31 protein-coding genes are annotated in these 26,939 nt (G+C 42.7%); 24 read left to right on the top strand and 7 right to left on the bottom strand.

Annotation, left to right across the window (positions count from 1 at the left end):
• Positions 1-10 precede the first annotated feature (10 nt).
• The 14 genes from rpsF to rlmH all read left to right on the top strand — a co-directional run bounded on the left by rpsF (position 11) and on the right by rlmH (position 11,219).
• Positions 11-298 carry a 30S ribosomal protein S6 gene (gene rpsF / locus ACOJUR_RS01060; RefSeq protein WP_072874387.1) on the top strand — a complete coding sequence of 96 codons (288 nt, stop codon included), beginning with the start codon at positions 11-13 and terminating at the stop codon, positions 296-298.
• A 23-nt stretch (positions 299-321) separates the two neighbouring features.
• Positions 322-804 (top strand): single-stranded DNA-binding protein, encoded by a 483-nt coding sequence (ssb, locus tag ACOJUR_RS01055; protein WP_072874386.1) that lies wholly within the window; start codon positions 322-324, stop codon positions 802-804.
• Positions 805-849: 45 nt separating this feature from the next.
• Positions 850-1,080: a 30S ribosomal protein S18 gene (gene rpsR / locus ACOJUR_RS01050; RefSeq protein ID WP_072874385.1), complete on the top strand. Its 231-nt coding sequence runs from the start codon at positions 850-852 to the stop codon at positions 1,078-1,080.
• A gap of 172 nt (positions 1,081-1,252) precedes the next feature.
• Positions 1,253-1,558, top strand: coding sequence for a MazG-like family protein (locus ACOJUR_RS01045; RefSeq protein ID WP_072874384.1), 306 nt, complete (start codon positions 1,253-1,255; stop codon positions 1,556-1,558).
• 20 nt (positions 1,559-1,578) lie between these two features.
• The gene (rplI, locus tag ACOJUR_RS01040) at positions 1,579-2,028 is read left to right on the top strand and encodes a 50S ribosomal protein L9 (protein WP_072874383.1); all 450 of its coding nucleotides are present in this window, start codon (positions 1,579-1,581) and stop codon (positions 2,026-2,028) included.
• Between the two features lie 78 nt (positions 2,029-2,106).
• Positions 2,107-3,447 (top strand): replicative DNA helicase, encoded by a 1,341-nt coding sequence (gene dnaB / locus ACOJUR_RS01035; protein WP_420950480.1) that lies wholly within the window; start codon positions 2,107-2,109, stop codon positions 3,445-3,447.
• Entirely contained in the window at positions 3,444-3,896 is a 453-nt protein-coding gene (locus tag ACOJUR_RS01030; RefSeq protein WP_306953448.1) for a hypothetical protein, read from the top strand. Before dnaB ends, ACOJUR_RS01030 begins: the two co-directional genes overlap by 4 nt.
• 31 nt (positions 3,897-3,927) lie before the next feature.
• The gene (locus tag ACOJUR_RS01025) at positions 3,928-4,620 is read left to right on the top strand and encodes a response regulator (protein ID WP_203114875.1); all 693 of its coding nucleotides are present in this window, start codon (positions 3,928-3,930) and stop codon (positions 4,618-4,620) included.
• The gene (locus ACOJUR_RS01020; protein WP_203115658.1) at positions 4,607-6,400 is read left to right on the top strand and encodes an ATP-binding protein; all 1,794 of its coding nucleotides are present in this window, start codon (positions 4,607-4,609) and stop codon (positions 6,398-6,400) included. Before ACOJUR_RS01025 ends, ACOJUR_RS01020 begins: the two co-directional genes overlap by 14 nt.
• On the top strand, positions 6,393-7,685 hold the full coding sequence (gene yycH, locus ACOJUR_RS01015) for a two-component system activity regulator YycH (RefSeq protein WP_420949035.1): 1,293 nt from the start codon (positions 6,393-6,395) through the stop codon (positions 7,683-7,685). The genes ACOJUR_RS01020 and yycH overlap by 8 nt, the downstream gene beginning before the upstream one ends.
• Positions 7,682-8,524 (top strand): two-component system regulatory protein YycI, encoded by an 843-nt coding sequence (gene yycI / locus ACOJUR_RS01010; protein WP_420949034.1) that lies wholly within the window; start codon positions 7,682-7,684, stop codon positions 8,522-8,524. The genes yycH and yycI overlap by 4 nt, the downstream gene beginning before the upstream one ends.
• A complete protein-coding gene (locus ACOJUR_RS01005; RefSeq protein ID WP_420949033.1) occupies positions 8,502-9,353 on the top strand; it encodes an MBL fold metallo-hydrolase in 852 nt (283 codons plus the stop codon). Before yycI ends, ACOJUR_RS01005 begins: the two co-directional genes overlap by 23 nt.
• An 81-nt stretch (positions 9,354-9,434) precedes the next feature.
• Complete coding sequence (locus tag ACOJUR_RS01000) at positions 9,435-10,655, top strand: S1C family serine protease (RefSeq protein WP_420949032.1); 1,221 nt, start codon at positions 9,435-9,437, stop codon at positions 10,653-10,655.
• A gap of 84 nt (positions 10,656-10,739) precedes the next feature.
• The gene (gene rlmH / locus ACOJUR_RS00995; RefSeq protein ID WP_072874376.1) at positions 10,740-11,219 is read left to right on the top strand and encodes a 23S rRNA (pseudouridine(1915)-N(3))-methyltransferase RlmH; all 480 of its coding nucleotides are present in this window, start codon (positions 10,740-10,742) and stop codon (positions 11,217-11,219) included.
• Between the two features lie 75 nt (positions 11,220-11,294).
• Here rlmH and ACOJUR_RS00990 read toward each other — a convergent pair whose 3' ends face one another.
• Positions 11,295-12,470, bottom strand: coding sequence for a solute carrier family 23 protein (locus tag ACOJUR_RS00990; RefSeq protein ID WP_420949031.1), 1,176 nt, complete (start codon positions 12,468-12,470; stop codon positions 11,295-11,297).
• Between the two features lie 232 nt (positions 12,471-12,702).
• Here ACOJUR_RS00990 and ACOJUR_RS00985 point away from each other — a divergent pair, with 232 nt between their 5' ends.
• Positions 12,703-13,320, top strand: a complete 618-nt coding sequence (locus ACOJUR_RS00985) for a nitroreductase family protein (protein ID WP_420949030.1) — start codon at positions 12,703-12,705, stop codon at positions 13,318-13,320.
• A gap of 211 nt (positions 13,321-13,531) precedes the next feature.
• Here the strand turns inward: ACOJUR_RS00985 and ACOJUR_RS00980 are convergent, their stop codons facing one another.
• Positions 13,532-13,696 carry a hypothetical protein gene (locus ACOJUR_RS00980; RefSeq protein WP_203114870.1) on the bottom strand — a complete coding sequence of 55 codons (165 nt, stop codon included), beginning with the start codon at positions 13,694-13,696 and terminating at the stop codon, positions 13,532-13,534.
• A 278-nt stretch (positions 13,697-13,974) separates the two neighbouring features.
• On the opposite strand from ACOJUR_RS00980, the gene cls reads away from it, so the two are divergent.
• Positions 13,975-15,420, top strand: coding sequence for a cardiolipin synthase (gene cls / locus ACOJUR_RS00975; protein ID WP_203114869.1), 1,446 nt, complete (start codon positions 13,975-13,977; stop codon positions 15,418-15,420).
• A gap of 6 nt (positions 15,421-15,426) precedes the next feature.
• On the opposite strand, the gene ACOJUR_RS00970 is transcribed toward cls, so the two are convergent.
• A complete protein-coding gene (locus tag ACOJUR_RS00970; RefSeq protein WP_420949029.1) occupies positions 15,427-16,410 on the bottom strand; it encodes a L,D-transpeptidase in 984 nt (327 codons plus the stop codon).
• Between the two features lie 119 nt (positions 16,411-16,529).
• On the opposite strand from ACOJUR_RS00970, the gene purU reads away from it, so the two are divergent.
• The 6 genes from purU (at position 16,530) to ACOJUR_RS00940 (ending at position 22,047) form a co-directional block, all read left to right on the top strand.
• On the top strand, positions 16,530-17,459 hold the full coding sequence (gene purU, locus ACOJUR_RS00965; protein WP_420950479.1) for a formyltetrahydrofolate deformylase: 930 nt from the start codon (positions 16,530-16,532) through the stop codon (positions 17,457-17,459).
• Between the two features lie 37 nt (positions 17,460-17,496).
• Complete coding sequence (locus ACOJUR_RS00960) at positions 17,497-17,937, top strand: MaoC family dehydratase N-terminal domain-containing protein (protein ID WP_072874371.1); 441 nt, start codon at positions 17,497-17,499, stop codon at positions 17,935-17,937.
• Positions 17,937-18,356 carry a MaoC/PaaZ C-terminal domain-containing protein gene (locus ACOJUR_RS00955; protein ID WP_072874370.1) on the top strand — a complete coding sequence of 140 codons (420 nt, stop codon included), beginning with the start codon at positions 17,937-17,939 and terminating at the stop codon, positions 18,354-18,356. Before ACOJUR_RS00960 ends, ACOJUR_RS00955 begins: the two co-directional genes overlap by 1 nt.
• Positions 18,357-18,634: 278 nt before the next feature.
• Complete coding sequence (locus ACOJUR_RS00950) at positions 18,635-19,801, top strand: ParM/StbA family protein (protein WP_420949028.1); 1,167 nt, start codon at positions 18,635-18,637, stop codon at positions 19,799-19,801.
• Positions 19,798-20,280: a hypothetical protein gene (locus tag ACOJUR_RS00945; protein ID WP_420949027.1), complete on the top strand. Its 483-nt coding sequence runs from the start codon at positions 19,798-19,800 to the stop codon at positions 20,278-20,280. The genes ACOJUR_RS00950 and ACOJUR_RS00945 overlap by 4 nt, the downstream gene beginning before the upstream one ends.
• Positions 20,281-20,352: 72 nt before the next feature.
• Positions 20,353-22,047: a M3 family oligoendopeptidase gene (locus ACOJUR_RS00940; RefSeq protein WP_420950478.1), complete on the top strand. Its 1,695-nt coding sequence runs from the start codon at positions 20,353-20,355 to the stop codon at positions 22,045-22,047.
• A 137-nt stretch (positions 22,048-22,184) separates the two neighbouring features.
• On the opposite strand, the gene ACOJUR_RS00935 is transcribed toward ACOJUR_RS00940, so the two are convergent.
• The 3 genes from ACOJUR_RS00935 to ACOJUR_RS00925 all read right to left on the bottom strand — a co-directional run bounded on the left by ACOJUR_RS00935 (position 22,185) and on the right by ACOJUR_RS00925 (position 24,759).
• A complete protein-coding gene (locus ACOJUR_RS00935) occupies positions 22,185-23,441 on the bottom strand; it encodes an aminopeptidase P family protein (protein WP_306953421.1) in 1,257 nt (418 codons plus the stop codon).
• A gap of 53 nt (positions 23,442-23,494) precedes the next feature.
• On the bottom strand, positions 23,495-23,911 hold the full coding sequence (mgsA, locus tag ACOJUR_RS00930; protein ID WP_072874367.1) for a methylglyoxal synthase: 417 nt from the start codon (positions 23,909-23,911) through the stop codon (positions 23,495-23,497).
• Between the two features lie 95 nt (positions 23,912-24,006).
• Complete coding sequence (locus tag ACOJUR_RS00925; protein ID WP_420949026.1) at positions 24,007-24,759, bottom strand: tyrosine-protein phosphatase; 753 nt, start codon at positions 24,757-24,759, stop codon at positions 24,007-24,009.
• Between the two features lie 139 nt (positions 24,760-24,898).
• On the opposite strand from ACOJUR_RS00925, the gene moaA reads away from it, so the two are divergent.
• Positions 24,899-25,924: a GTP 3',8-cyclase MoaA gene (gene moaA, locus ACOJUR_RS00920; RefSeq protein WP_304503218.1), complete on the top strand. Its 1,026-nt coding sequence runs from the start codon at positions 24,899-24,901 to the stop codon at positions 25,922-25,924.
• Here moaA and ACOJUR_RS00915 read toward each other — a convergent pair.
• Positions 25,859-26,197: a LapA family protein gene (locus ACOJUR_RS00915; protein ID WP_072874364.1), complete on the bottom strand. Its 339-nt coding sequence runs from the start codon at positions 26,195-26,197 to the stop codon at positions 25,859-25,861. The two genes, moaA and ACOJUR_RS00915, sit on opposite strands and share 66 nt — an antisense overlap.
• 245 nt (positions 26,198-26,442) lie before the next feature.
• Here ACOJUR_RS00915 and ACOJUR_RS00910 point away from each other — a divergent pair, with 245 nt between their 5' ends.
• Positions 26,443-26,859, top strand: coding sequence for a hypothetical protein (locus ACOJUR_RS00910; RefSeq protein ID WP_420949025.1), 417 nt, complete (start codon positions 26,443-26,445; stop codon positions 26,857-26,859).
• The last annotated feature ends 80 nt before the right edge of the window (positions 26,860-26,939 follow it).

The following is a 26,939-nucleotide window of genomic DNA, read 5'->3' as shown; positions in this document are numbered from 1 at the left end:
GTGAATAGGGATGCGCCAGTACGAAACCATGTACATTCTGAAACCTGAACTGGAATCAGAGCAAATTTCTTCACTGGTGGAGAAGTATCAATCCCTTGTAACCGAGCACGGAGGCCAGATTGATGAACTTCAAGAAATCGGCAAACGACGCTTGGCTTATGAGATTGATCGCCATCGTGAAGGATTTTACGTCCTGATGAAGTACTCGTCAGACACCGATGTGACCAATGAACTCGAGCGTGTGATGCGTATTGAAGATAATGTGCTTCGATACCTCACAGTACGTCTTGGGGAATAGGACGCGTCGGAGGGGATGGTACAATGTTAAACCGAATTGTGCTGATTGGCAGATTGACTCAAGATCCTGAGCTTCGCTATACCAATAGCGGAACGGCTGTAGCAACATTCAGTCTGGCGGTAGATCGTCCAAGGCTTAATCAAGCTGGAGAACGAGAGACCGATTTTATTCAGATAGTAGTCTGGCAGAAACAAGCTGAAACCGTTGCACAGTATTTGCATAAAGGACGCTTGGCAGCGGTAGACGGAAGGTTGCAAATCCGTTCTTATGAAAATAAAGACGGTCAAAAAGTTCGTGTAGCAGAAGTTGTAGCTGAAACGGTGCGATTCCTCGACCGAGGCGAAAATTCTGCACGCGATACACACAGCAACGCAGGTATGCAGAGAAACAGCTCAGGAATGAATTCAAATCGCCGCCAAGAAGTTCCCAGACCCTCATTTGATGATGATCCATTTGCGGATGATGGACCGATGATAGATATTTCTGATGATGATTTACCTTTCTGAGATTTGTCGTTGAGAGAAGAATAGGATGAAGGGGGGAAGAATGTTATGCCGCGCAAAGGTCGTGGAGGTAAGCGCCGTAAGGTGTGTCAGTTTTGTGTGGACAAGATTGACTATGCTGACTACAAAGATATTGGTCGTTTAAATAAATTTCTTACTGAACGTGGCAAAATTTTACCACGCCGAATTTCGGGAAATTGTGCAAGACATCAACGTCAAGTGACGATTGCCATAAAGCGTGCTCGTCAAATTGCTTTGATGCCATATACTACTGAATAAATGTTGTCCCGAGATGGAAACGTCTGGAGCCGCATCGCTCATGGTGCGGCTTTTCTCTTAGCAGGAAACAGAGATTAGGTTGTGGAATAGAAGCGGCAATACAGCGCGCGGATTACTCGCGATGCAATAGGTTAGAGGCGGAGCACTGGTGCGCATTGAGGGGGAAATCGAGGTGTCGCACACGGATCCTCAGATACAAATTGCCCGGCGCTTGCGTGTATTAGAATCTTTGCGCATTGGGCTTATCACAGATGTAGCAGAAACTTTTAAAAGTATACATCTCGGAGAAGAACGGGAGCTTACGCGTTCACTTGGAGCGTTGATAGCTTCCGCATATCTGTTAGGTCGCCAGATGGGTATCGCGCCGGCAGTGATTGAACAGGAAGTTCTGGAGGCTTTATCCGTATATTCATTGGATGATGAAGCTTTGCAGGAGGATTCGGCAACTGTTCGAAGATATCTAGACCATCGGGCTTAGCTCAAAAGGAGAGTTGATGGATGAAGGTTATTTTCTTGCAGGATGTGAAAGGACAAGGTAAACAAGGCGAAATTAAAGAGGTATCAGAGGGATATGCTAGAAACTTTTTATTTCCTCGGCAGTTGGCAGTAGAAGCCAATCAGGGCACCTTACATCAATTAAAGGAAAAACAAGCGAGCAAGGAACGCAGGGCAGCACAGGAATTGGCAGACGCTAAAGCGCTAGCTCAAAAAATAGAAGGCAGAGAAATTTTGCTCAAGGTGCAGGTAGGTGAAGGTAGTCGTCTGTTTGGAGCTATTACCACCAAACATATTGCAGATGCCTTACATCAAGCTGGTTATCCTGTTGATAAAAAGAAAATTGTTTTGCATGAACCGATTAAGTCGCTTGGATATCATGAAGTGCATGTGAAATTGCATCCAGAAGTAGGGGCAAACGTCAGAGTACACGTAATTGCCGAAGGCGAATAAAACTGTTTTGAGTTTGGAGAGGAGAAGTCCGGAGTGGAAGAAGCCGTATCTCCATCTGTGCGGCAAAGAGAAGTTGAGATGAACGGGTTACGCTTGCCTCCTCAACAAATTGAGGCAGAACAAGCGGTTCTTGGCGCTATGCTCATTTCTAATGATGCAGTCGTGGAAGCTATTGAGATTCTTGAAGCAGATGATTTTTATCGTACTCCCCACCGTATCATCTATGGAGTCATGCAACGATTGTTTCAGGAAGCAGAACCGATTGACGTGATTACTGTTACCGCTTCTTTAGCTTCAGAAGAAGCTGCTTTGGAAAGCGTAGGCGGCGTTGAATACATCGCTCAATTGGCCGCCGCCTTGCCAACAGCCTTGCATACCTATCATTATGCACGAATCATTAAGGAAAAAGCTTTAATGCGCCGCATTATCCAGGTTTCTACGAAAATTGCTGAACAAGGTTACGATACAGAAAAAACAGCTGCAGAAGTCCTTGCTGATGCAGAAAGAATGATATTAGAACTCTCGCAGTATCAAAAAACTCGCGATTTTACCCATATTTCTGATGTATTGCAATCGACCTTCGATCGTATTGAGCAGTTGTACGCAAGTGAGGGCCAGTTAACAGGTATTCCAACAGGCTACAGTGAACTGGACAGAATGACCAGCGGATTTCAAAAGTCAGATTTAATTATTGTTGCAGCTCGTCCTTCTGTGGGCAAAACAGCGTTTGCACTCAATATTGCCCAAAATGTTGCTGTGCGAGCAGGTCTACCTGTTGCGATATTTTCTTTAGAAATGTCTAAAGATCAACTTGTTCAGCGTATGCTTTGCGCTGAAGCGTATATTGACGGTCACAAACTTCGCAATGGTACATTAGATGACGAGGATTGGCCAAAGCTTTCTATGGGTGTCAGCACACTATCCAACTCCCCACTCTATATTGATGACAGTCCTGGTATTACAGTGCCTGAAATGCGCAGTAAACTTCGTCGTCTCAAATTAGAAAAAGGTTTAGGTTTTGTGGTGATTGACTATTTGCAATTGATTCAGGGTCGCCGTGCTTCGGGAGAAAATAGGCAGCAGGAAATTTCCGAAATATCGAGATCGCTCAAAGGGTTGGCTCGTGAACTGGAAGTTCCTGTGGTAGCACTTGCACAGTTAAGCCGTTCTGTTGAACAGCGCCAGGACAAACGTCCAATGCTTTCCGACATTCGTGAATCCGGAAGTATTGAGCAGGATGCCGATATTGTAGCGTTTCTTTATCGGGATGATTATTACGATCCAGATTCTGAAAAGAAAAACATCATTGAGATTATTATTGCCAAGCAGAGAAATGGGCCAACCGGAAAGGTCGAGCTTGTCTTTTTAAAGAATTACAATAAATTTGTTAATCTGGAGAGGGCGCATGCTGCACCATGATAGAGTCAGGATCGCTCGAGACGCTTGGTCGCAAAGAATATCAGCGTCAGCTTAATAAGAAAAGGCAGCGTCGACGTAAACAACGTCGAGCACGTATGCGAAGAATTCGTGCTTTGCGCGCTGTGCGTTCGCTGCGATTTTGGACACGCGCGATTACATGGCTGGCGATTGGTTTGTCAGTTGCTTTTTGGTCCCGATTCGCGTTTGTTTATAATATTCCATCCTTTGCTCAAATCGGCTCCTTACAAGGTGTCGAGTCGTATGTTACTGTGAAACCGTGGTGGTTTGGTCCTCCTGTATTTGATATCGAAAGTTATGTAGAGTCTGAAAATTTGCCAGAACAGACGAATTTATCTCCCTATCCGTTGTTGCTGATGCAATTGGGGAGATACCAAGCCGTATTGACACATCCTCACTTCGTTTGGGTAGCTTTAGATCAACATTCTTGATGTTGGATTCCGCATAAAGAGAGGAAACTCTATGCCGAAAATTTTAGTAGTAGAAGATGAGGAGCCAATTCAAAAAATATTACGATTTGCTATGGAACGAGAAGGCTATCAAGTGATTTCTGCTGAAGATGGTGTACGTGCAGTGCAATTGGCTCGCGAAGAAAAACCGGATTTAGTATTACTGGATTTAATGATACCTGAGAAAGACGGTTTTGAAGTATGTCGAGAGTTAAGAGAATTTACAGCTGTACCCATCATCATGTTGACTGCACGGGATGCGGAAGTTGACAAAATTTTAGGTCTTGAACTGGGTGCAGATGATTATGTAACCAAGCCGTTTTCTACTCGTGAATTGTTGGCTCGTGTAAAGGCAACGTTACGACGTGTTGAACTTGAGAGGGATATGCATGAAAAAGAAGACGGTCATTTACTTTATTTACATGATATTGTCATTGATTTGGCCCACTATGAGGTGCGTAAGAATGGTACCTTAATATCTCTCACACATAGAGAATTTCAGTTGTTAGCGTATCTCGCTTCAAGGCCAGGTCTGGTCTATACCCGAGAGCAATTGCTGACTGAGGTGTGGGGTATGGACTATGTGGGCGATGAGCGTACGGTTGATGTGACCATCCGGCGTTTGCGTGAAAAATTAGAAGAGGATGCAAGTGCTCCTGAATATGTGCTGACTCGGCGCGGTGTTGGCTATTATGCGCGAAGATAGGCGTTTTTGGCGAAGTATTCGTTTTAAGTTAGTGACGGTCTCTTTATTGCTCGTACTCTTTTCTTTAGAGCTCATCGGAGCTTATTTTGTGCGTACACTTACGACATCTCTCGTTCAGAGTGAGACACAAACTGTAGAAAATCAGGCTCATCTTATGTCCATATTGGTAGCTCCGCAACTGGAAATAAGTAATTCGTCACATAACAAACATCCACTTGATACATTGACTTCCATGTTATCGTCTCTGCCACAATTTATGGGTGGTTCGGTCTATATTCTTAATCGTGACGGATTTGTGGTAGATACTTCTGCAGGAACAGCATTGATTGGTCAGCAGCGCACAGATTCAGTTTCCACAGAGGCTCTTTTGCAGCATAAAACGGTAGCCGCCATTCGGTTTGATCCTCTTTCAAACCAGCATTTATTAACCGTTGCTGTACCTATTTTGTATAACAACCGATTTCTTGGCGTGGTGGAATATGTTGTCCCCATCCAGTCTGTATATAACACTGTCCATGAGGTTACAAAGATTTTTTATACCGGATCGGCCATAGGTTTGATGTTAGCAGCTCTGCTTGGTATTTTACTGGCGCGAACCATTACTCGTCCTATTCTAGATGCGACACGCCAAGCCCGTGTCTTGGCCAGTGGAGATTTCAGTCGTCGAGTGCATGTGGGTGGCGATGATGAATTTGGTGATTTGGCGACAGCGATTAATGATTTGACGACTAAATTGGAAGATGCTTTGCAAACAAACCAGCGGGAACAGGAACGTTTGCGAGCCATTATTACTTCGATGGGTGACGGCGTGGTTGCTTTTAATCCAGAATGGCAACCGCTTTTCTTAAACGAAGCGGCACGGCGTATGTTGCAATTGCGCACAAACGATAGCAATGCTGCGATACGGCTTGGCTTGACAGAAATGAAAGAAGATATACGGGAGAAGATTTGGGTTCGAGAAATTGGTCAGAGTATTCTTCATGTTCACGTGACAGCGCTTCAACAGCATCAAGAACGCCAAGGCTATGTCGCGGTGATTCGAGATGTGACAGAACAAGAGAAACTCATACAAGCGCAACGAGATTTTGTAGCCAACGTTTCGCACGAATTGCGAACACCGCTAACCTCGGTTAAGTCTTATATTGAAGCTCTTCGCGATTTAACACCAGATGAAGAAGATGTCCGACAAGATTTTCTACAAGTTGTCAGTGATGAAACAGATAGAATGGTCCGTTTGACGCGAGATCTATTGCTTTTATCCGGTTTATCCAAGGATTCGCAGCGTCCAAGGACAGTTACATATATTACCATGGAACGTTTGTTTGCTTTTGCCGAGCAGCGGTTCCGTATACAGGCGAATGCCCGCGAGTTAACTTTTATAGTTGATCCCGCTCCACCCGCTACCTTGTTGGGTGACGAAGATATGTTGCATCGCGTCTTGGACAACCTTCTCTCTAATGCTTTTAAATATACCCCTGCAGGAGGAATTGTTTGCCTGTCAGCTCATATAGAAAATGCGGATGAAGTAGAAATTATAGTTTCTGATACAGGTATAGGCATTCCACCAGAAGACTTACCGCATGTTTTTGAACGTTTTTATCGAGTGGACAAAGGGCGTAGTCGTCGATCGGGTGGTACTGGTCTCGGGTTGGCGCTGGCCAGGGAAATTGTTGAGCGCCACGGTGGTACCATTGATATGGAAAGCGAAGTCAATCGAGGCACAAAGGTTCATTTGCGATTGCCGATGGTCAAAGATAAAGGGGTTGGCCAATATGAATAAAAATTGGCTCGCACACATTCGTACCCTTATTTTAGTTGTTTTAGTTGGGCTTTCACTGTTGTTAAGCTATTGGCTGTGGGTAGGAGATTTTCAAAACGCAACGGAAGTTGGTATTGGTGAACCTTTGCCATTGGCAGCAACCGAGTATCCCATCGCGAGCCAATTAGGTCGTCCGTATCGAATTATTCTCAGTCAACATTCGGCAGCAAGTTTAAGTGTCGCTTTACCGGAAACTCATAGTTACAATCAATGGCTTACATTATTGCAATCAGTGCGTGTGACTGCTTTACAGGAAATCCCAGCTTTCCCCAAGAGAACCTTGGACGAGGTGGAATATGATTTTGGCGTGCCTCTGTCCGCAGCACTTTTACAACAATGGGTACCGAATATTGAACCGACAGGGTATGTGCAATACTCAGGGTTAATTTTATTGTATCAGACAAGCTCCAATGGGCCTGTATGGCTTGGATTAACCAGCGGCGGAGTAGACTACGAAGCGCAAACCAACTTATCGACTGTTTCACTTTACAATCAAATTACGGAAGCCGTCAGGGCACAACCGTGGTCCATTTGGACTACCGTACAAACTAATAATGACTTGCCAGGCTCCTATACCCAATTGAGTACGAGCACTTGGACCACCAATGCGATTTCGCTTCTGCCTGTTGTTCATTCATTTTTTGTCAATCCTTTAGTCGTAACGCGAATTCAGGAAGATAATAACACTACCCTTTGGACGGATGGCAGTCGAGCCGTGCAATGGACGAAGCATCCAGATGAAATTACTTATCAAGATCCAAATGCAAGCGGCAAACGAATTGAAAATCTGGATACCTTGGAACTAGCCGCACGTTTTGTGCGCGATCACGGTGGAGGACCTAATAATCTGATTGCGACTCAGGTGCAGTCCAATGCTTCGGGAGAAACCATCACTCTAGTGCCTTATGTTGATGGTTTGCCCATTTTAAACGGATCGAACGACTATCAAGTAGTCATTCGAGCGGGCAGAGTCGTCTCCTTCAGTCGTCCTTTGTACAATTTGGCCAGTGAAATAGATTCAACCCGAGGAAATGCTTTAAATGGTTGGCAGTTGTTGAATGTCTTAAAAACGATTTTAAGTGTTCAACAAATCAAACAGATACAACAAATTCAACTCGGCCTTGATGAGCAAGATGAAGGTTCAATCGTATCTTTAATTCCAGCGTATTTTGTACAATTGCCGAAAGGGCAGCAGCTTATCATTGACGCTATAGATGGTCATGTTTTAGGAGGGGATCTGCCGTGAATTGGGAGGTCGCAAAGAATTGGCTGATTGCTGCCTTTTTGATTTTAGATCTTATTCTTGGCTGGCAATTATATGAAAGTCATATTCAAACGTATGGCTATGTCGAGTCCTACAGCGATCTTCTTGCCAATACGAAAACGGTATTGGCTGATCACGGTTTTACTCTCCAAGCGCATGTTCCAGAGTCACAACCAGAGATGGTTACTTTTAAAGCCAATTGGATTACGCCCAAGTTAGATGAATTAGCCAAAGCAGTTTTTCCAAATGGAAAAATTCTCTATACGTCTACTACACAGATTCAAGATTCCGAGGGTCAAATCAAAGTGCGAGGTGAAACTTGGCAGATTCAATTTCAGCCTCCATTGCAAGGGATACAGCCTGTGGATCTGTTGAAGACAGCTTTTCATGGACAGTTGTATACATTTGATAAATATTCATCGACGCAAAATATATCCGATTATCTGGAAAACTACAATAATTTTCCGGTTTTTGATGTCCATATTCAAATTCGAACAGGTTCACATGGTGAAATTTTAGGTTATAGTCAACAGGCCATTCACCATATCCAGCCGATTGGCCGACCCAAACCTGTCATATCAGCGATTGATGCGCTCAATAGTCTGGCAGAATCGGTAGACAAGACCTATAGTGCCAGAGATAATGTGATTTTAGGTATACAATTAGGATATGCCAGAAAAGTTGGAGTAGGAAAAATTTCTAGTGGACACCTGGGACAACAACTCTGGTTTCCGGTTTGGCGCATTATTACACCCAGCCAGTCTTATGACGTCAACGCTTTAACAGGTGAAGTAGATAATGCATCGAGTGCGTCAGCTTGACGCAGGATGGAGGATTCACTCTTTGTTGTCTGTTAGTGTTTTAGCGAGTGGTAGCAGTGGAAATGCAATTTACATATCTACAGAACAGACTCGTTTGTTGCTTGATGCGGGTATTAGCGGCAAACAGATTTCCCAACGATTAGCTACCGCTTGCCAAGTGGATGGTTCGCAAATAACGGCTGTACTGGTTACCCATGAGCATGTCGATCACGTTCGCGGCTTAAAACAGATACTCAAGCTCTCTCAAGCACCGCTCTATACGACGGAAGGTACATATGCGGAAATTGTGTCAGGAATAAGCGGAAATCACATTCATAAGGTTGTACGCGCAGGAGAAGTTTTTAGTATTGGCGACATTCGAATTACGCCTTTTGCTGTTTCACATGACGCAGAAGAACCGGTAGCATATCGGTTTGATTCGGGAGACGAAAGTCTGGCTGTAGTCACGGATCTCGGTTTTGTCAGTGACTCGATTAAAGATGTGATTGCTGGCTGCGACACCTATGTTTTTGAAAGCAACCATGATGTAGAGATGTTGCGAGCTGGTCCGTATCCTTGGTCTATCAAACGGCGCATCCTTGGCGATAAGGGTCATCTGTCCAATACGGATGCTGCAGAGGCATTGATTGATATTATCGGTCAACAAGAAGTAAAAGTTTATTTGGCTCATTTAAGTGAGGAGAACAATCAGCCCGATTTAGCTGATTTAACAGTTTCGAGTATTTTACAGGAAGCGCGATCGACCTATCAAGAACAGGTCTCACTGTTACGGACAAGTCGCTATGAACCGACGATACTGACTCCTGTGTCCGCTAAATGCAACGCATAGGAAGTGTCGGTCTGAGACACGCTAGAGGGAGAATTCGAAGAGGCAATCATTGCCGAATTCTCCATCTGGAGGGTGTCTATGATGAGTCAGCGCCATGTTCAAAGAATGAAAAAATGCTTCTTGGCTTTAAGCAGCGTATCTACATTTCTTTGCTTGAGCCCGGTGGTTTTTCATGCAGAAGCTAGTGCCCAATCCATAGCGATTTCTGGCGGCTACACAAACAATATCACTGACGCGGTGAAACGTGTAAAACCAGCCGTAATGGGAATTGTCAATTATGCGCAAATCTCGAACAACATTACTCAGCAGACCAAAATTGAGCCCGCTGGTGTGGGAACAGGGGTACTTTTTTACAAAGACAGCGAGTACGGTTACGCCGTTACGAACAACCATGTGGTAGAAGGTTCTGTTAAAGTGAGCGCAGTCTTAGAGTCGGGAAAACATATTCAAGCGTCTGTGGTAGGTACCGATCCATATACAGATTTGGCGGTTATTCGACTCCCAGTTGCAGAAGTACGAGGAATTCAGCCTGTGACTTTCTGCAATTCAAATGATCTGATTGTGGGTGAACCTGCGATTGCTATTGGAACGCCAATGGGGTTAGATTTTGCTGATTCGGTGACAGCAGGTATCGTGAGCGCTGCAAAGCGTATTATGCCAGTTTCCGAACCTGAGACGGATCAGGTGCTCGATTATCAAGCGGTGATACAGACAGATGCTGCTATCAATCCAGGTAACAGTGGAGGGCCTTTGGTCAATATTCGCGGACAGGTTATGGGTATTAACAGCAGTAAAATTGTAGCGCCTGAGTTTGAAGGAATGGGTTTTGCCATCCCCTCCAATGAGGTTGTGACCATTGCCAATCAATTGTTAAAGACAGGCCATGCTATTCATCCCGCGCTAGGTATTGAAGGATATTCGTTGGCTACTCTGCCAGAGCAGTGGTGGCCGGATGTGCCTGTTGATTATGGAGTATGGGTGAAGGCTGCTATTTCTCCTGAAGCTCGTGCTTCCGGATTGCAGGAGAATGATGTGATTGTGGCTATGGATAATCATCCGGTAAAAACCATGGCTGATTTGCGTACGCATCTTTTTCAGGAGCATCCAGGCGATGTAGCTCAACTGCGAGTATATCGGGGTAGCCGCGAACTGAATCTTAAGTTGAAAATAGGTAAAATGGATACGAAATTGACAACAGCCAGCCCCAATTCCATCATTCCAAGTTCTTCATCGGATGATGATGACGATCCGTTTTTGCAGGGAGCCCCCGAATATGGTCCAAATTTCTGGAGCACTCGCTGATTTTAGTTTCTTTGGTATACAGGAAACATGTTGGACTGGTTTAGGCTGCTGTCATAGAAAGAGAATTTTATGAGGTGGCCTGACATGCAAATTTGTATTCTTTCTGTGGGGAAGATTAAAGAGAAATTTTATCAGGAGGCGCTTGCAGAATATGCAAAGCGCCTTAACGCTTATGTACAATTGGAAATATTGGAAGTCGATGATGAGCCATGTCCAGAACATTATTCTGCGGCGGATAAAGAACGGGTGCTGCAATTAGAAGCAAAGCGTTTATCTCGACATCTCCGGCAAAGAGACGGCTTAGTCTTGTTGGACATCTTAGGGAAAGAGCTGACCTCTGAGAAGTGGAGTCAACAATATCAAGAACTTTGCGGGCGTGGATTTGGGCGCCTGGTCTTTATCGTGGGGGGCTCACTAGGCGTTCATTCGGAAATACGTGCGCGGTCTGATTTTCGATGGTCTTTTGGACCATTAACTTTGCCACATGCGCTGGCCCGTGTTGTACTTCTAGAGCAGCTATATCGGGGTATTCGTATTCAACGGGGTGAACCGTATCATAAGTAACGGCATACTCACTTAAGCGTTTCATCGGTGAATTCATGTCATCCTCCACAGCTTAAATGATCGATAGTTGCCGTTTTACGCTGTCACTTCTTTGGGGCGATCGCGATCGGGCAAAACCCAATGAATAATCAGTCCTGCAATGGTGGCATAGGCAATGCCGTTATTGGGCTCTCCCACGCCTATAATAGAAATGACTGCGACGATGATTAAATTTTTAGTTCTTGTTAAATCAACTTTCTCCTCAATCATATGCCGAATACCCATGGCAGCAATCATTCCATAAAGCAAAATGCCAATTCCACCCATGACAGCAGCAGGTATGGTTTCAATTAAGCCGCCAAATTTGCCAAGCAGTCCTAATATGATGGCAATTACTGCAGCGCCTTCTATTAATCGGCTGGAGAATTGGCGAGTCATGGCAAGTACACCGAGATTCTCGGCATATGTCGTTTCAGCAGGGCCACCAATGAGCGCTGAGACAAGAGTGGCGACACCGTTTCCCAAGAGAATAGATGAAAAGCCTGGATCTTTCGTCACATCGCGTCCAATAATTTCATTTAATACAAACATATGACCAATATCTTCAATCATGGTTACTAGTGCGATGGGAGCCATGGAAAGTACCACAGTCCAAGTAAAATCTGGCATGTGAAAAGTTGGTGTTTGTATCCAGGGAGAAGCGTGGAGTTTTTGAAAAGATACATATCCTCGCAATACGGCATAAAGGTAACCAACCACAATTCCTACCAATATAGGTAAAAGGCGTAATTGTCGAGTTCCTACAATTGCCGACAAGATGGCGGCTACAAGACTGATAATGGCCACATCCCAATGTGTATTGGCTTCGCTTGTAATCGCAGTTTGCGCTAAAGAGAGACCAATTATTGCAACTACTGGACCTACAACGACTGGTGGAATCGCTTTGCGGATTTTGTCAAAACCAATCGTAGCTACCAGAATCGTAAAAATAAAATAAACAATGGAGACACTGATAAGTCCGGCTGCTGCTTGATTAGGAGCATGATGTCGACTGACAAATAGCGCCAATGGAGCAATAAAAGCGAATGAAGAGCCTAGATAAGCTGGCACTTTACCCCTTGTAATCAGATGAAATAACAGAGTTCCTACGCCACTTGCAACAAGAGTCGCTCCAGGATTTAAACCGGTAAGCAAGGGGACTAGGACTGTTGCGCCAAACATTGCAAAGACATGTTGGAATGAGAGCGGTAAGCCGCGGAAAAACGATCGCATCCTAATCACCTCCAAAGTACACAAATTGCCACAAGTATACGGTTTGGACAAGTATTCTGCAAGATGAATTAGAAAATCTTTTGTAAACCGTCCTTTGGTAAAAAACTACTGTATGCTTGTTCGTATCTTTCCGCATGATATTTCTGCTCTTCTGAATTGATTTTAGTCAGAGAGGATGATAGTATAAAAAATGCGTAGCAAACAAAAAATAAGTAGTGGAGGTAAATGAAGTATGAATACACAAACTCAGCAACCATTTGATTTCTATACGGCACTTCGTAACCGTCGTTCCATCTATGCCTTAAGCAAAAATTCTCCTGTTTCTGATGCTCGGATTCAGGAAATCATAGAAGAAGCCATTCAACATACACCTTCCGCCTTTAATTCACAAAGTACTCGCATAGTACTTTTGCTGGGTAAACAGCATGATGAATTGTGGGATTTGACGACGGACGTATTGCGTGGAGTTGTTCCTGCTGATCAATTTGCTTCTACTCAGCAAAAAATGGATAGTTTTAAATCAGCATATGGAACTGTGCTCTATTTTGAAGATTGGTCAGTAATCGAAAGTTTGCAAAAACAATTTCCCTTATATCAAGATAATTTTCCTGTCTGGGCTCAGCATACGAGCGCAATGCATCAGCTTGTGATTTGGATGGCGCTTGAGGCAGAAGGATTGGGAGCAAGTTTACAGCATTACAATCCTCTTATTGATGAGAAAGTAAAAGCAGAATGGAAGTTGCCAGAGTCTTGGCGATTGATTGCACAGATGCCATTCGGTAAGCCAGAGCAACCTGCTGGTGAAAAACAGTTCAATCCTATTTCTGAGCGAGTAAAAGTTTTTAAGTAAGTTTTATATTCAACACTGTTATGTTTTTATTGAGGATGTCACGATTGTTTCAAAGTTTGTTCTGAATTTTAATTGGAGAACAGCCTCCTTTTCACTCTTAGAGTTTCAGAGTTGATGAGGAGGCCCTTTTATCGATAATTTTTGATTGCATGTATTAGCTTGGAGTTTTTTAGATCATCCTATATAAACCAACTCAATGAATGGGTAATTCTTAATCGTGTAGAGTGCGTGAGCCCTTGGCAGTGTCTTCTTGTTCGAGATTTTGTGTTTGGTGGGGTTCAGGTTTGCGTTTTTGAACTCGAGAACTATGTCCGGCTTGAGAACTGGTACTGACGGAATTTGCTTTTGGATAATTATACGTTTTACTGTTACCCATTTATATCGTCTCCTTTGTTGATTGATCGTTGGCACACTTTCACTTTGTCTCCGTACAAGTTTTTCTATACAGACTAAACAGACTTGTTTCTACCAGTGTTGGATGGTTTCCATTCGTCTCTCATAATCGATACCAGTCATGTAATTTTGATACAATGTTGATAAGCAATCGTTTTGTTTTGAAAGCAGATGGATTTGCTTGAATAGGATTGGAGTCATTTTTGGCAATATGTTTTTTGAAGTTTGGGTCATGCGTGACCATGAGAGGGCTGCATAGGAATGATGCTCATTCATCTTCTTTATATTGTAACATTTTCCATTGATTTGGTGACTGCGGGGGTCATTATATTCCTTGAACGACGAGATGCTGCAGTAACTTGGGCATGGTTAATGGTTCTTTTGTTTGTTCCTATTGGTGGTTTTTTGTTGTACTTATTACTTGGAAAGAAATTAAATGGAGTAAAAATGTATCGGATTCGTCGTATGCAGAGAGAGTTTGTAAATGCGATTGTTGAAGCTCAAAAGACGAATCTCCGTGAAGGAAATATTGAATTTTACGATCCGTTTGTTCAGCGATACCAAGACCTTATTTATATGAATTTAGTCAGTAGTTATGCTGTTTTTACCCAAGATAATCGGGTGGAAGTTTTTTACGATGGACAGAGTAAATTTATTTCTTTATTAGATACTATTCGACAAGCGAAACATCATATTCATTTAGAATACTATATTTTTCGCCCTGATCGACTAGGTAGGCAACTTGTGTCCGCCTTGATTCAAAAAGCGAATGAGGGTGTTGAAGTCAGAGTTTTATATGATGCTGTTGGTAGTAAAGGATTGCATATGGATTTTTTTGGCGATTTGATTCAGGCAGGAGGATATGTTGCCCGCTTTTTTCCTTCTATTTTTCCTTTTTTCAATCCGCGTATGAATCACCGAAATCATCGTAAATTGGCGATTATTGATGGCAGAGTGGGTTATATTGGGGGATTTAATATTGGTGATGAATATCTTGGCCGTGATGTACGATTTGGAGCTTGGCGTGATACACATTTGAAAATTGAAGGGACGTCTGTGTTGGAAATGCAGGCTCTCTTTTTGATGGACTGGAATTTTGCCTCAAAAAAACGTCTTCGTGTAACGGATGACTATTTTCCTCTTCAACCTGATACAGGTGACGTAGGAGTTCAAATTGTTTCTAGTGGACCAAACAGTCGTTCAGAAACGATTCGAAATGCTTATGTAAAAATGATTTATTTAGCCAAACGGCAAATTTTAATTCAAAGTCCTTATTTTATTCCTGACGAAAGTTTGTTGACTGCACTAAAGACAGCGGCTCTTTCTGGTGTTGATGTAAGAATTATGCTACCTGATAAACCTGATCATTACTTGGTCTATTTTGCTTCGCGCTTTTATTTGGCGGAGCTTTTGGAGGTAGGCGTAAAGTTTTATTTGTATAAAAACGGTTTTTTACATGCCAAAACGGTTGTTATCGATAGTGAATTAGCATCCGTTGGCACTGCAAATCTTGATATTCGCAGTTTTAAATTAAACTTTGAAGTTAACGCTGTTTTGTATGACAGTCGAATCGCATGCCGGTTGGCGGATCTGTTTTATACGGATATTGAAAAAAGCTCTGAGTTGACTCGTGAGTTATATCAAAAACGTCCACATGCAGTTCGAATTGCTGAATCATGTGCCCGCTTGCTATCCCCCATTCTTTAATATGCCTTAACTAATGATTTGTACGGGTGTTCCATAATGGATGATGGAATAGACTGTCTTTGCGTTAATAATGGGTAGCTCTACGCAACCGAGACTTTGTGGGAAGCCGTAGGATGCGCGAATGAATCCATGGACAGCGTCACTATGATAGAAGTAATTGATAAAGGGTACTCCCGGATCGTCATAAGGAGTTCCGTTGGGATTGGTCCCACGCATGGTTTGTTCTTTTAATCGTAGATAGACTGGCCAGATACCGTTGGGCGTTGGACTTGCTGCTATTCCCGTATTAGCTAAACTTTTAAAAATGGGTTGACCGCTCTCCCACACTTGTAAGGTTTCAGGCTTTGTTTTTTGTACTTCAATATAAGTGTATGGTTGGCTGTTCTGTTGATGATGTAACAATGCTTGGTAGAGTGCTTGATTCACTTCTGGTCCGGCTATTCCATCCACAGCAAGTTGGTGTTGGTGTTCAAAACTCATGATTGCCCCTTGTGTAATGGCTGTCGCTTTGTAAGGATTCCAATCGTTTTGTAGAGCTTCGGGATAGTTCCCTTTCCAAGACCACTGCACTGATAGTATGGGTTCTAACTGATGATGGACGAGTTGCGTTGCAAACTGACTTTCGATCATTTCTTCATTCTCTGTATCATTTGTTGGTGTTGTGTATGTGGCCGCTGTTGTGCTTTGAAGGTCGGAAGTTTGTGGGTCGTTCCATGTCACAGGTAAATAACCTAATATGGCTAACGCTTCATTATACCATAGTGCTTCATTGCCAGTCATTCCTCTCGTCAGGAGGGGAATCGTTTTTGGTTTTATAACGTCTACCTTGACTTTAACATGGGTATCGATGGGTTGGGTTTTTGCGTTGCCAGATATATCGGTTGTTGTGTGTGCAGATTTTAACGTGTCCCATGTGGAGCATCCGCTTACTGCATATATCGTAAGTGTTGTCAGAAGTAATGTAATGATTTGCGCCAATTTTATTTTCATACAAGGCACCATCCTAATTTCGATGTAAATATATGTATGATGACAATGTGGAAAGTGTAACAAAGACAGGACGTCAAATACTGTCGAAATTAAGTTTGCGTAGTGTAAAATTATGCAGAATGCTTGTCTGTCTTTCTTATTTCTTTCTGTCTAGGGTTGAGGTTTATAGAGGTGGTGAATATTTGTTATTGCGTGAAAGAGATTCTCGCTGCAGATTAAGAGTGATTTGTAAAGACCAACCAGGCATTATCAAATCTGTTTCTGAATTCCTGTTCCTGCATGACGCTAATATTGTGGAATCTAATCAGTACACGAGTGAAGATGACAACTTGTTTTTTATGAGGATTGAATTTGAGATACCTTCAGTTGGAAGTTTAATTTATCGTTTACGTTCTGAGTTTGCTGAGATTGCGGATAGATTTGTTATGGATTATCACTTTGAACTCTCCAATCGTCGCAAACAACTTGTTATTTTTGTTTCTCGAGAGGAACATTGTTTACGAGAATTGTTATGGCAATGGGAAATAGGTCACTTGCATGCGGATATTCGCATGGTGATCAGCAATCATGATGATGCTCGTTTTTTGGTTGAATCTTTAGGGATACCTTTTCATTATTTGCCTGTTCGTCCAGACACGAAAGCAATGATTGAAGAAAAACAACTTAACCTCATTGGAAAGCAAGTTGATTTTATTGTCTTGGCTAGATATATGCAGATTCTTTCCCCACATTTTTTAGCGGCTTTTCCTAACCGTATCATTAATATTCATCATTCTTTTTTGCCGGCATTTGTAGGTTGTAATCCGTATGAACAGGCTTATCATCGTGGTGTAAAGTTAATTGGTGCGACTGCCCATTATGTGACTGAAGAATTGGATGAGGGACCTATTATTGAACAACAGGTTTTGCGGGTTAGCCATAGAGATTCAGTACATGATCTGAAACGAATTGGTCAAAATGTGGAACGTTCCACATTATTTCAAGCTGTGAAGTGGCATGTGGAGGATCGGATTCTTGTGCATCGTAATAAAACTATTGTACTAGTATGATGATGATGCAGTATGTTCTTAAAAAGGGGTGTATAAAATGTCGTCTTTGCAGGATATGGTTGGTGTTTCTTCGCAACCTGTAAAAAATGAGGTTGAAAAGGGAGCTATTCGAAAATTCGCTGAAGCGATAGGAGATGACGATCCCGTTTACCGGGATGAGGAAGCTGCAAAAAAAGCAGGTTTTCCTGCCATTCCGGTTCCTCCTACTTTTTCTCGTACATTTGATTACGGAGAGATACCTGGTCTTGAGATGCCTAAAGCTGGGTTAATACATGGTGAGCAGAGATTTACATACCACAAACCTATCTATGCTGGAGATGTAGTTTTTTGCAGTCGTAAATTGTTAAAAGTGCGCGAGAGCTCAGGTCGACTAGGTAGCATGACATTTTACATGTTTGAAGCTGAAGTTAGGAACAGTGCTGGAGAACTCTTGTTGGTTGAAAATTCAACAGTTATTCGTACGGGAGGTGCTAAGTGATGAATCCTTTATTCACGATTGGGCAGGAGTTACCTCGTTTGATCAAGCCGCCCATAACGAAAACACAACTGGTTATGTATTCTGGTGCATCAGGTGATTTTAATCCCATTCATACGGTGGACGAGTTTGCAATTGAAGCGGGCCTTGGTGGAGTTATCGCGCATGGTATGCTGACCATGGCTTTTGTGGGACAAATGATTAAGGATACGGTTAAGCCTTATCAAGGCCGAATTTTACAGTTTGGGGTTCGATTTCAGGAAATGGTTCGGCCTGGGGATGTTGTTACTTGTAGTGGTAAAGTAACAAAAATAGAAGAGCAAGGTACGGAATATTACGTTGAGTGTGATATTGAAGCTCATACTCAGAATGGAGCTCGTGTTGTAGCAGGTTCGGCTACTTTTATGGTTCCTCAGCAGTAATGATTTTCTCTTTTCTTACCTTAATGAATGTTCTTCATTCATTAAGGTTTTTTATTTTGATCTCACTTTTTTTCGATAACGGGTTTAGGGGTTAATGAATATATGAATTTAGTAGTTAACTAGTATATTCATTTATTTATTAACCCATAAATTCATAAATGCATTGATGTTTGACGATAATCTAGCACAATCTCTATAATGAGTGGTAGGTAGGATAGTGATTACAGAATGACAGTTTTGCTGGACAGAGGAAAGAATGATTAAAAGGAGAGCAGCCCATGGCCAAGGAATCCAATATGAAAGAAACAAAACTCGTTATCGCTGTCGACAATGGCAATAGTTTTGTTAAGGCAGCATATGAAAATATTGATCAAACTTTCATGTTTCCCAATGTAATTTTCCAATCGGATATCAAACGAAAAGTGATTCTAAACCAAGGCTCTCCCATAGAAAATTTAGATGTCGAAATTGTCTCCCCAGCGATTCCGGAAGGGGCAGGAAGAAATTATCACGTGGGTGTCTTAGCATCTCGAAATGCTCGCGCCCAATCCATTGTTGGTTATCGGGCAGCCCAGATGAAATCGCAACGAGTAGAGACGCTCATTACAACGTTAACCGCCATCGCTTATGCAGCTGCGCAAAAACATGCGCAAGATATCCACAACGGAGTTAAAAAATTACGAGTCGATGTACAGCTTGGTATCGGATTACCTATAGCAGAAGTGGGAGAAGCAGCACTATTTGAAGAAAAACTGACAGCCGGAATTCATACCGTACAATTTAAATCAACACCCGAGTATGCTGGAGTTGTAGTAGAACTGGATATTGCGCTGCCTGATGGAGTAAATGTTGATAACGTGGCTGGTATTATTGATATTGCCAGTGAAAAAGGGAATTCACTCGCCAACAAAGCTTTTGGAGTGGCTGATCTCGGTGGAATTGACCTGGATATTGCATTTTTTCGACCAGGTTTGCAACTTGACGACTATACTTCCACAGGATTTCGAATTAATTTAAACGACATTGTCACTAAAATTCGCAAAGATTTTAATACTGCTATGGGACAAGAGTATTTAAGCAGTGATGTCAATGTAGTAGAAAGATTGGTTCATAAAGATTATGAAGTACGATGGCAGGGTTTGGTTAAAGGAAGTATTGCTGATATTGCAAATTTGCACTTAAGCGAGTTGGCCCGAGAAGTACTGGATAGAGTACTTGATGCGTGGGCAGCTGCACCAGAAGCGGAAGAATTTTTATTTATCGGTGGCGGATCGGCCATACTCAGCCCCTATATAAAAGAGTTAGACCGACAAGGACATCCACTTCGTTTTGATACACCAGAATTAGCACAAATGCGTAATTTGCGTGGAACTTTCCGCTCTTTAGCGACCGCTTTGTCGCCAGCTCAAATGGAAATTGCTTCAGCAGAGGCTGATAAAGCGTGAATGAGCGGCGAGAGCGGCGTCGCAGGGAAAAGACAGTTCGACATGGAGATTTGATTCATATTTATATTGCGTCTGACACGCCGCAAGAAGTTGTAAATTTTATTAATCAACTAAAGAGCGAAGGCGATTTTAGCTACGAGATATTGAGAATTGTGGAGCAACATCTAAAACAATCGAGAATCATGACAAGTGATACAACGGTAGACAAAGTGAAAGAAAACATAGCCATGGAGGCTTTAGAATCGATACCCGTTAGAACAGATGAAAAGCAAACAAATGTAACTCGCCCATCAGTGGAGAATAAAACGCTAAATCAAGTCACAGGGGGAGAATCCATTACAGCTTCGACAGATGAACAATCAGTTAGCCAATCGCACACGGCAGAAACTCCTGCAAGTTTACCCATGAAGGCAATAGAAGCGCTTCGTCGCCAGCGTATGGCACTCGTTCAACAGGCACCACGTCAACAAGAAAATTAATTCAGTCATCATCCCTGAGTTTCAGTATACTTTGAATAGAAGAAGAGGAAACGAGGGGAGATGACGATTGATATGAGATTTACAGAAATGTTGTATGAGAAACCGGATATACAGGAGATGGCGGGAAAGTTTTCCCTATTAATAGAAAAGTTTGAGGGTAGTACATCTGCGGAAAAACAAGATGAAGTTTTGGAAGAAATACAACGATTGAGAATGGACTACAATTCTCGGCAGTCGTTGGTCTACATAAGGCATAGTATGAACACCGAAGATGAATTTTACAAAGAACAGCAGGCATATTTTGATCAGAATGGCCCCATTATGGAGGGGATGATTAATAAATATTATCAGAAACTCATCAATTCACCATTTCGTCGTGAACTAGAGCTCAAATGGGGAAAACAGCTTTTCCGAATCGCAGAAAATAGTGTAAAAACATTTGATGAATCCATCATCCCGTATTTACAAAAAGAAAATCAGCTTATAACAAGTTATCAACAATTGATGGCAGCAGCCAATATAGAGTTTCAAGGCCAAATACTCAATCTCTCGCAGCTAGGTCCCTACGTTCAGTCAACGAATCGCGAAACAAGGAAAGACGCACAAGAAAGCTTGTGGAATTATTTTTTAGAAAGAGAAGAAGATTTAGATAATATTTATGACGAATTAGTCCATGTTCGACATGAAATGGCCAGAAAACTTGGCTATCCAAGTTTTGTGGAACTCGCCTATGCAAGACTGAATCGAACAGATTATGATGCCGCAATGGTAGCCCGCTTTAGGCGGCAGGTTAAACAGGAAATAGTACCCATAGCAAGCAGACTCCGTGAGGAGCAAAGAAACAGACTGCAACTGGAGAACCTTCGATACTATGATGAGTCGTTGACTTTTGCTAATGGAAATCCCCATCCATACGGAAACGCAGATTGGATTATAGCTCAAGCAGCTCAGATGTATGAAGAACTTTCTCCTGAAACGGGGCAGTTTTTTCGCAATATGCAGGAGAACGAATTAATGGATTTGCTGGCTCAGAAGGGAAAAGCGGTAGGTGGGTACTGCACGGTAATTCCTAAATACGAAGCCCCCTTTATTTTTGCTAATTTTAATGGCACTTATCATGATGTTACTGTACTGACTCATGAAGCTGGGCATGCTTTTCAGAGTTATATGAGCCGAAAATTGCCGGTACCTGAATATTTATTTCCAACTTTAGAAGCATGTGAAATCCATTCTATGAGTATGGAATTTATCACATGGCCCTGGATGGATAACTTCTTTGCAGAAGATGCGGATAAATTTCGCTATAAACATCTATCAGAAGCGCTAACTTTTATTCCATATGGCGTGGCAGTAGATGAATTTCAACATCAAATCTATAGCGAACCCAATCTATCACCAAGGGAACGCAAAGAAATATGGTCGAACATAGAGAAAGAATATTTACCGCATCGAGATTATGAAAATAATCCATTTCTTGAGGCGGGTGGATATTGGCAGCACCAAACGCACATCTACACAAGTCCTTTTTATTATATTGATTACACCTTGGCTCAAGTGTGTGCGTTTCAATTTTGGAAAAAAAGGCAAGAGAATCCCGAAGAAGCCTGGAAAGATTATTTGCGCATTTGCAGGGTAGGGGGAAGTCGTTCCTTTCTCGATATTGTTCGAGAAGGAAGGCTGATGTCACCTTTTCAAGAAGGGGTAGTAGCATCCGTCACAGCACCTATAACTCGTTGGTTAGATAGTGTGGACGCTAGTCGATTTTAGATAGACTAAGGTTTGACAATCTGCACGTTGGAACAAGAATACTCCTGATGTTATCCATGTTGAATAGGACTGCCCCATGGAAGAACGAGTGGGACAGTCCTATGCTGATGATAAAAGTCGTATTCGTCTTTACAGGTTTATTGGCGATGTTTTCCTACAAGCTGTTCGATTTCAGAAACCGTTTTGGGAATAGCTTGTGACAAGACTTCGTGTCCGTTTTCAGTTACCCAAATATCATCTTCAATTCTTATACCAATCTTCTCCTTGGCAATATACAATCCAGGTTCTATGGTAATCACCATACCAGGCGCCAGGGGAACATCGCGATCGCCCACATCATGTGTATCCAATCCCAACGGGTGACCGACGCTATGGTAATAATATTCGTCAATCTCATCCTTCGATTTTGCGATTCCCAAACGAACAAGAGATTCGGCTAAAGAATCTTTAGCCACTTGATTCAGCTCAGACCAAGTGACGCCAGGACGCACAGCGGCAATCACTTTTTCCTCCGCTTCAAGAACCGCTTCATATATAGCCTTTTGGCGTTCGGAAAATTTACCATTGACCGGAAAAGTCCGCGAAATATCAGCCGCATAGTATCCGCTTGAGGCTCCTAGATCGAGCAAAACGAGTTCGCCATCTTCGGCAGTTAAGTCGTTACTGACATAATGAAGGATGGTAGCGCGCTCACCAGCAGCAACAATGGGCGGGAAAGCGTGTTCTGAAACGCCGTGGCTACGAAGTGTAAAATCAAAGTAAGCCTCCAGTTGATATTCTTTCATTCCAGGTTGGCTGTGCGCCCAAAGATTTTGAATAGCCTCGTTAGTAACAGCAATGGCTTTACGAATTTCTTCAATTTCAGCAGATGATTTAATCAAGCGCATTTGACTCAATGTATAGTGTAAATTGCGAATCGTCAGTCCAGGATAGTTACGTTGTATGGTGTTTGCAAAGCGGTGTGAAAGGCTGATGGGCTCCTGTTGTAATTGGTTTTGATCAAAATCCAGGTAGCAATATTGGAGATTTTGCCAACTCAACATACGTCCGAGGATATTTTCGAATGATTCCCTAGGCTGGACATCATCGATATGACTGAGTGATTTCACGGTTTCAGGAGTCATATAGAAACCGACCCATTTTTCTAAATCAGGATTAGTTTTAGGTGTAAACAGGGTCTCAGAGATTTTTCCATTTCTTTTGCTGATCAGCAAAATCTGATTTTCTCTGTCGCAGCCCGTCAAATAATAGAAGTTGCGATTGACACTAAAAGGATAATCATGATCTTCCGATTGAGGAATACGGGTTCCAGAAAATAGCAAAGCAAAAGAATTGTCCTCCATTGCAGCAGCTACTGCTGCACGGCGTATTTTTCTGTCTTCCAAATGACCCACGAAGTTTGCCTCCTTAGTATATTCTAGAAATCAAAACGGTAGGGAAAATCGGTTCAGGTAAAGTTGGGTGGAGAGAATAAAGGCTTGTTAGAAGAACCGAGCAAATTTTGAGCAGCAGCTCGAATGAGAGCTTCTGCAGTTGCCAAGTTGGTTGCCACAGGAACATTATGTACATCACAAATGCGCAAAAGTGCAGAAATATCAGGCTCATGCGGTTGAGCAGTTAACGGATCGCGCAAAAAAATGACCATATCCATTTGATCTGTAGCAATCAATGCACCAATTTGTTGATCGCCACCAATTGGGCCGGACTGCAGTCGTTCGACCTGCAGGGATGTAGCTTCCATGATTCGTAAACCTGTTGTGCCTGTAGCGAAAAGTTGATGTTGAAGGAGAAAAGGTTCATAGGCAACTGCAAAGTTGACCATCCAGTCTTTTAGATTATCATGGGCAATCAATGCAATTTTCATCATGGCATCACCGTCCTTTTTGGTAGAATGAAAGTAACCAACTTGTCTCTTTATATGAATTCCACATGTGAGTCATTCAAACCTTTCAAACAAATCTAACGCACAGCTACTCGGGAGATTTCATCGTCTTGCCATATCTTATTGGCATTTTCAATGAGTTGTATAACCGCTTTCTCTCCAAACCGTTCTTCAATGACTTGGTATGCAGCGACCAGTGCAGGAGGGCGGGCGTTGGTGTTATGGCTGTCAGACGCAATGACGCTGGCATATCCGGTCTCCAGCAAAGTCCATGCCAGACGATTCACAGGTCGATCCGCTTTGGCGGAAGGTATAAAACAGCTGGCAGTTAATTGGAAACTAGCGCCAGTAGCTAACAGTTGATCGACTAAGTCAAATGACTTTTGCAATTCAACAAGTCTTTCAGGATGGGCAATAATGGGGTGCAATCCTGCGGATGTAACACGTTTCACAAATTGCAGAGTAGTTTGAGCGAGTCCAAGGTTGGGAAGTTCCAGAAGAATGTAATGAGTGTCTCCGAGGCGGGGCCAATCACTATCTTTTAGCCGTTCCAATTGTTGCAGATGGACGCGCATTTCAGCACCCAGTTGAAGTGCGGGCCATGCTGATTTTTGAGGAGTGGACTGCAGAAGATCATAGGCTGAAGTCATTTGCTGAAGAGAGACTTCAAAAGAGGGAGAAAGGTAGTGGGATGTGCAGAAAATTCGATCGACCCCTACTGCATGCATGGCTGTCAGTAGATGTTCGGTTTCTTCCATATTTTCCGGACCATCGTCAAGATTCGGTAAAACGTGTGTGTGAATATCTGTTATCGTATAATGCTTGTACATAATTTAATTTCGTTCCTTTCTATGGATGATCTGTCCAGCAGAATGGTTCCAATCGGGGATATGTCTTTTCGACAGACCTCGACATATTTCTTGGGAAATGATTAAATTCTATCTACGCTCGTGAAACGAGGAGATAAACATGGACCAACCGATCCAACCTATTGTGGACGCACTGAGTCGGCCATTGAAAGATTTGCGGATTTCAGTCACTGACAGGTGTAATTTTCGCTGTACCTATTGTATGCCAAAAGAGATTTTCGGATCGAATTATTCTTTTCTTCCCCACGAGAAAATCTTGACATTTGAAGAAGTTGAGCGGTTGGTAAGGATTTTTTCGCAGCTTGGTGTAGAAAAAATTCGCATTACCGGGGGAGAGCCCTTATTACGTAAAGATCTTGAAGAGTTAATCCACAAAATTGCGCTTGTAGATACCATTCGCGATATTGCCTTAACTACCAATGCGTCCATGCTTACGCTTCAACGCGCACAACGTTTGCGAGAAGCAGGTTTAAAACGTTTGACAGTTTCGCTGGACTCTTTGCAAGATAACATTTTTGGCAGCATGAACGGAGTAAGGTTTCCGGTTCAGCGTGTGCTACAGGGCATTCAAGCAGCAAAAGAAGCCGGTTTTACGTCAGTTAAAGTAAATATGGTTGTTCAAAAAGGGAAAAATGACAACGCAATCATAGAGATGGCTGAATATTTCCGGGGTACGGGCCATGTTTTGCGCCTTATTGAGTACATGGATGTAGGTACCACCAATGGCTGGAGTCTGCAAGATGTGGTTTCCGCAAATGAGATACTGTTGAAAATTTCTAGTCGTTGGCCACTTGAACCGATACCAGCGAGATCGCCTAATGATGTAGCCAAACGTTACCGTTATCTGGATGGAGAAGGTGAAATCGGCCTGATTACCTCAGTCACTAACCCCTTCTGTCATGGTTGTTCGCGAGCGCGACTTTCTTCAGATGGAAAAGTTTACACTTGTTTGTTTGCGGCAGATGGATTAGATATCAAAACACCCATGCGCGAAGGTGCTAGTGACAAGGAAATTAAAGAAATATTGTGTTCGCTGTGGCAACACAGGCGAGATCGATACTCAGAGATCCGTACGGACGCTACTGTCGCTTTGCCCAAGGTCGAGATGTCCCGTATCGGGGGATAATTGTTGTTCTAGCTCTTGCATCCGCGCAGTACGTTCTGACAATTCATTTTCCAGTTGGCTACATTTGCGACGCAGACGTAGTTGTGAAACGAGTCCAAAACTGCCTACAATTATGCCGCCTGCAGCAGCGGAACCGAGAATAATCAGAACAAGTGGAACATAAGCAGTAGCAAAGAGAAAGTTAATAGGTTCTTGATGGACATTGATCACCGCAAAAATAGCTACAATGACAGCAAAAAGTAGAGCTAATATCAATCGACCTTGAATTTTCATGATAGAATTACCAGCCTTTCTTCTAATTTTTTCAGAAGGAAGTCATATTTAACTTAGATGAGATATGAACTATTGTACCGAAAAGAGGCACAGACATGTGCTGAAGTTGAAAAAATATTGGCACGTCTGGAGCGGTTTTCTGCATACGGTATGGAGAGTCATACCTCAGCATGAAACGTTCAGAGGAGGAAAATCACGTGCCAAACCGAGCAGGTCGCAGTGTATCCGGGAAGAAAAACCGCACGGTGACTGCCAGAAAAAAGGGGCGGGTGCAAGAACAACCAATCCAATCCATAGAACAGCCCGCTGTTGAAGCACAAACCAGTTCCAACCGTGCCGACGGAACGCCCCTCAATACATTGAAAAATAATTTGAGTGGCAAGCGTAAGGCTATTTTTGAAATCCTTGACGATGTCAAGAAGGTTAAACCAGAACAATGGAAAGATCCTCAACAAGTTGAAAATTTAGCTAAATCTTTTGCCAACAAATTAGGATTACCTGTTCCTGAACAGCGTATTAAACAGTTCATGAATGCTTATACAGACGCTACCAAAAATGGACCAAATGCCAATGTGGATGAATTGGTGAAAAAATACGGAAAAAATGTGGATGATAAAACTTTAAAAGAGATTAAAAAATTTGTACCCAAAACAAAAGATTGAAAGCCATGTTTGATAGGAGGTGTCCTGCCAGCTGTATAACGGCTGACAGGACGCCTTTTTTTCCCCTCAGCATATGTGGG

Source organism: Alicyclobacillus tolerans (assembly GCF_048984885.1).
Taxonomy (GTDB): Bacteria; Bacillota; Bacilli; order Alicyclobacillales; family Alicyclobacillaceae; genus Alicyclobacillus_I; species Alicyclobacillus_I tolerans.
This window is presented reverse-complemented; position numbering and strand designations above follow the sequence as displayed.